This window comes from Candidatus Erwinia dacicola (assembly GCF_001756855.1).
GTDB classification, from domain to species: Bacteria; Pseudomonadota; Gammaproteobacteria; order Enterobacterales; family Enterobacteriaceae; genus Erwinia; species Erwinia dacicola.
On the sequence record NZ_MAYS01000331.1, the window covers coordinates 1 to 4,459 of the forward strand.

The following is a 4,459-nucleotide window of genomic DNA, read 5'->3' on the forward strand; positions in this document are numbered from 1 at the left end:
AGCGGCCACGCGCTCAAGGATATAGGGCTTGAACGGGTCAAGCTTGCAGGGTCTGGGTGCGCGAGGCTTGTAGCGGATATCCGCTACGAGCAGCGGGCTACGGATATATCTGCGAACGGTCTCACAAGAGCATGAAAGCTGGCGCGCGATGGCGCGTATCGACATGCCCTGACGGTGTAAAACACTCATCTCCACTCTGGTCTCCAATGTCATCATTGGCAGTGCCTTAAAACTGCCATTTTTACCCTGGGTGGGTCAGATTTACATCGGCAGGTGGGCCAGTTTTACATCGGTAGCGACACTTTAAAGGCAGAGGCAGCACCACGCCGATCAATCTGGCGCAGATGTTCCGCTATGACATGCTGTCCAGTGGCGTCGGCAACATCATAATGCCGTTCCAGACGCGCTATATCCAGACCGCTGATGCGGTGACGCCCGGCCCGACCAACAGTAAGCTTATGTTTACGGTCGGCTATTACTGATACTGTGTTGTAAGTCCGTTTGGTGGCTCTTTACACCTCCCTAGTCACGGTTCCGCAAGATGCCGTGACATTTTTTAGCGCCCTCCTTAGCCCGCCCGCCATTGATTTTCACCTCTGTTACCCTCATGTTAACCAGATTACCCGTACAACGATTAAAGGACTGCGCTATGACCAATCCGTTACTCTCTTCTTTTAAGCTTCCGCCTTTTTCCGCCATCAAACCTGAACATGTGGTGCCCGCCGTAACCCAAGCACTGGATGAGTGCCGCGCCACGGCGGAAAAAGTGGTGGCGCAGGGCGCACCATACAGCTGGGATAACCTAGTGCAGCCGCTGGCGGAAGTCGACGACCGTTTAAGCTGCCTGTTCTCCCCGATCAGCCACCTGAACTCGGTGAAAAACAGCCCGGAACTGCGCCAGGCCTATGAGCAGACGCTGCCGCTGCTGTCCGAGTACAGCACTTGGGTCGGCCAGCATGAAGGGCTGTACCAGGCGTATCGCGACCTGAAAGCGGGTGCAAACTTTGCCGCGCTGGACACCGCACAGAAGAAAGCGGTGGATAATGCGCTGCGCGACTTCGAGCTGTCCGGCATTGGCCTGTCGAAAGAGAAGCAGCAGCGCTACGGGGAAATCGCCGCGCGCCTGTCCGAGCTGGGCTCGATCTACAGCAACAACGTGCTCGACGCCACCATGGGCTGGAGCAAGCTGATTAGCGATGAGAGCGAACTGTCCGGTATGCCGGAAAGCGCGCTGGCTGCGGCGAAAGCCCAAGCCGAAGCGAAAGAGCAAGAGGGCTGGCTGCTGACGCTGGATATCCCGAGCTACCTGCCGATTATGACCTACTGCGACAACCAAGCGCTGCGCGAAGAACTGTATCGCGCTTACTTGACCCGCGCCTCCGACCAAGGGCCAAACGCTGGGAAGTGGGACAACAGCGAAGTGATGGCGGAAGAGCTGGCGCTGCGCCACGAGCTCGCCCAGCTGCTGGGCTTTGACTCTTACGCCGATAAATCGCTGGCGACCAAAATGGCCGAAAGCCCTGCGCAGGTCACCGACTTCCTGACCGATCTGGCCAAGCGGGCGCGCCCGCAGGCGGAGCAGGAGCTGGCCCAGCTGCGCTCCTTTGCCAAAAAAGAGCACGGCGTCGACGACCTGCAGCCGTGGGACCTGACCTACTACGGCGAGAAGCAAAAGCAGCATCTCTACTCCATCACCGATGAGCAGCTGCGCCCGTACTTTCCGGCCCAGCGCGTGCTGAACGGCCTGTTTGAAGTGGTGAACCGCATATACGGCATCACTGCCAAAGAGCGCACCGATGTGGATGTCTATCACCCGGACGTGCGCTTCTTCGACCTGTTTGACGAAAGCGGCGAGCTGCGCGGCAGCTTCTACCTCGACCTGTATGCGCGTGAGCACAAGCGCAGCGGGGCGTGGATGGATGACTGCGTGGGACAGATGCGTAAAGCTGACGGTACCTTGCAGAAACCTGTTGCCTACCTGACCTGTAACTTCAACCGTCCGGTGAGCAACAAGCCTGCGCTGTTTACCCACAACGAAGTGACCACGCTGTTCCACGAGTTCGGCCACGGTCTGCATCATATGCTGACGCGCATTGAAACCCCTGGCGTATCCGGTATCAGCGGCGTGCCGTGGGATGCGGTCGAACTGCCAAGCCAGTTTATGGAGAACTGGTGCTGGAAGCCGGAAGCGTTGGCGTTTATCTCCGGTCATTACGAGACTAACGAACCGCTGCCGCGCGAGCTGCTGGACAAAATGCTGGCGGCGAAGAACTACCAAGCGGCGCTGTTTATCCTGCGTCAGCTGGAGTTCGGCCTGTTCGACTTACGTCTGCACACCGAGTTTGACTCGGCGAAAGGCACGCAGATCCTGCCGATGCTGAAAGAGATTAAAAAGTTGGTGTCGGTGATGCCAGGGCCAGAGTGGGGCCGCTTCCCGCACACCTTCAGCCACATCTTCGCCGGCGGCTACGCAGCGGGTTACTACAGCTACCTGTGGGCCGACGTACTGGCGGCAGACGCATACTCGCGCTTCGAAGAGGAGGGGATCTTCAACCGTGAGACCGGTCAGTCGTTCCTCGACAACATTCTGACGCGCGGCGGTTCCGAAGAGCCAATGGCGCTATTCCGCCGCTTCCGTGGCCGCGAGCCGCAGCTGGATGCAATGCTGGCACACTACGGTATTACTGAGCAGGGCTGATATTAGGTGAACATCTGTTTGTTAGATGAAACGGGTGCCGGAGACGGCACCTTATCTGTTTTAGCTGCCTGCTGGCAGCTGGTGCATGATGAAAACGCGTCGATGACGCTGGTTATGACGCCGGAACATCTGGAGCTGCGCAAGCGCGATGAGCCAAAGCTCGGCGGCATCTTTGTTGATTTTGTCGGCGGGGCGATGGCGCACCGCCGCAAGTTTGGCGGCGGTCATGGTGAAGCGGTGGCGAAAGCCGTCGGCATCAAGAGTGGCTATCTGCCGGACGTGGTGGATGCCACGGCGGGGCTGGGGCGCGATGCGTTTGTACTGGCCGCTGTGGGCTGCCGCGTGCGCATGCTGGAGCGTAATCCGGTGGTTGCTGCCCTGCTGGATGATAGCCTAGCGCGCGGCTATGCCGATGCAGAGATTGGCCCGTGGCTGCGCGAGCGGCTGACGCTACTGCACGCTTCGAGCCTGACGGCGTTGACCGATATTACGCCCCGCCCGCAGGTGGTGTATCTCGACCCGATGTTTCCGCACAAGCAGAAAAGCGCGCTGGTAAAGAAAGAGATGCGGGTGTTTCAGTCGCTAGTGGGGCCGGACCTAGATGCCGATAGCCTGCTGGAGCCAGCGCGGATGCTGGCGACTAAGCGCATAGTGGTGAAACGCCCAGATTATGCACCGCCGCTTGCGGACGTTGCCACGCCGAACGCGGTGGTCACCAAGGGGCACCGTTTCGATATTTATGCACCCATCACCCCGTGGGGGTGATATATGCCTCGCCCCTACGGGATGAACAACGGATATGACGTTACTCTTCGTCGCGCAGCGGCACAATCAGCATATCGATGTGCACGGTATTGATCAGCTGGCGCGCGGAAGACATCAGCTTGCTCCAGAAATCCTGATGATGGCCGCAAACTACTAAATCTACCTGATACTTCTTAATCGCATCGACCAGCACTTGGCCCAAGTCACCGCTGCCGCTCAGGGTTTCGACAATCGGGCAGCCAGCACGGTTCGACAGCTCGGTCAGCGCGCTGTGCGTCTCTTTAGAGATACGCTTCTGCATATCACCCAGATTGACGTCGATCAGCCCAGTATACAAGTCAGAGTAATTCACATCAACGTGGATCAGTGAAACTTTGGCATCATAAGGGCGAGCTATAGATACCGCTCTGTCGACCAGCAGTTTGCTTTCGGGGGACAGATCGACAGCAGTCAAAATGTGTTTGTAAGCCATATGAATACTCCTTTTCGCGTAAGCGCCTGCCACAGAGTATAGCAAAAATTGTTAATAAATGTTGTGGCAGCCGACGGGGTTTGGGTGGGCGATCAATATGAGATTTTTGGTAATGCATCCAATTAGTAGAACATGTGCTTTTCGATGAATGAGCCGATAACTTTTTCGTGGACCTCGATGGAACGTGAAAAGCAAATCGTTTTGCGGGCCAGACGCTTAATACGGGTGCGAAGTGTCAGGGTGTTACGCTCAATGCGTTGCGTAAAAATTTTGCCCATCAGGTGCTTCTCCTTCGGCACTTCTCTGGCATAGCCGCCCCAGCGAAATAAAACTGTAGTGGTCAACTAATACTGGCCACAGCATTAGACTGTAAGTAGTACAGCCGCTCAGATTCGTTGGGCGTTAGACTGCCGTTATACCAGTGGGGCCTGATAGCGCTGTAATATCCCGTTATATAGCGGATTATCGCGCCCTGGGCTTCGCTGAAGCTGTTATAGCCCTTCGTCGGCACCCATTCGGTCTTC

At 57.0% G+C, this 4,459-nt stretch carries 5 protein-coding genes and 2 pseudogenes; 3 read left to right on the plus strand and 4 right to left on the minus strand.

Translation table 11 applies throughout. The features are described 5' to 3' along the window. Positions 1 to 216: helix-turn-helix domain-containing protein (locus tag BBW68_RS16500; RefSeq protein ID WP_148127620.1), on the minus strand; the 216-nt coding region annotated here is incomplete at its 3' end. Positions 217 to 344: 128 nt separating this feature from the next. On the opposite strand from BBW68_RS16500, the gene BBW68_RS18855 reads away from it, so the two are divergent. The 3 genes from BBW68_RS18855 (at position 345) to rsmJ (ending at position 3,463) form a co-directional block, all read left to right on the plus strand. Next, entirely contained in the window at positions 345 to 482 is a 138-nt protein-coding gene (locus tag BBW68_RS18855; protein WP_167566332.1) for a hypothetical protein, read from the plus strand. Between the two features lie 167 nt (positions 483 to 649). After that, on the plus strand, positions 650 to 2,698 hold the full coding sequence (prlC, locus tag BBW68_RS09580; RefSeq protein ID WP_070135185.1) for an oligopeptidase A: 2,049 nt from the start codon (positions 650 to 652) through the stop codon (positions 2,696 to 2,698). A gap of 6 nt (positions 2,699 to 2,704) precedes the next feature. Beyond that, entirely contained in the window at positions 2,705 to 3,463 is a 759-nt protein-coding gene (rsmJ, locus tag BBW68_RS09585; protein WP_070135186.1) for a 16S rRNA (guanine(1516)-N(2))-methyltransferase RsmJ, read from the plus strand. A 40-nt stretch (positions 3,464 to 3,503) separates the two neighbouring features. Here rsmJ and uspA read toward each other — a convergent pair whose 3' ends face one another. The 3 genes and pseudogenes from uspA to BBW68_RS16505 all read right to left on the minus strand — a co-directional run. Continuing rightward, positions 3,504 to 3,935 (minus strand): universal stress protein UspA, encoded by a 432-nt coding sequence (uspA, locus tag BBW68_RS09590; RefSeq protein WP_070135187.1) that lies wholly within the window; start codon positions 3,933 to 3,935, stop codon positions 3,504 to 3,506. Between the two features lie 122 nt (positions 3,936 to 4,057). Continuing rightward, positions 4,058 to 4,255: pseudogene (locus BBW68_RS09595) on the minus strand (IS1 family transposase); the annotation flags it as partial. Positions 4,256 to 4,275: 20 nt separating this feature from the next. After that, positions 4,276 to 4,459: pseudogene (locus tag BBW68_RS16505) on the minus strand (IS3 family transposase); the annotation flags it as partial.

What these genes read in the sequence shown, in the direction of transcription:
- prlC (WP_070135185.1), top strand. Translation starts at nt 650, where the DNA reads ATGACCAATCCGTTACTCTCTTCTTTTAAGCTTCCGCCTTTTTCCGCC.
- uspA (WP_070135187.1), bottom strand. Translation starts at nt 3,935, where the DNA reads ATGGCTTACAAACACATTTTGACTGCTGTCGATCTGTCCCCCGAAAGC.
- BBW68_RS18855 (WP_167566332.1), top strand. Translation starts at nt 345, where the DNA reads ATGTTCCGCTATGACATGCTGTCCAGTGGCGTCGGCAACATCATAATG.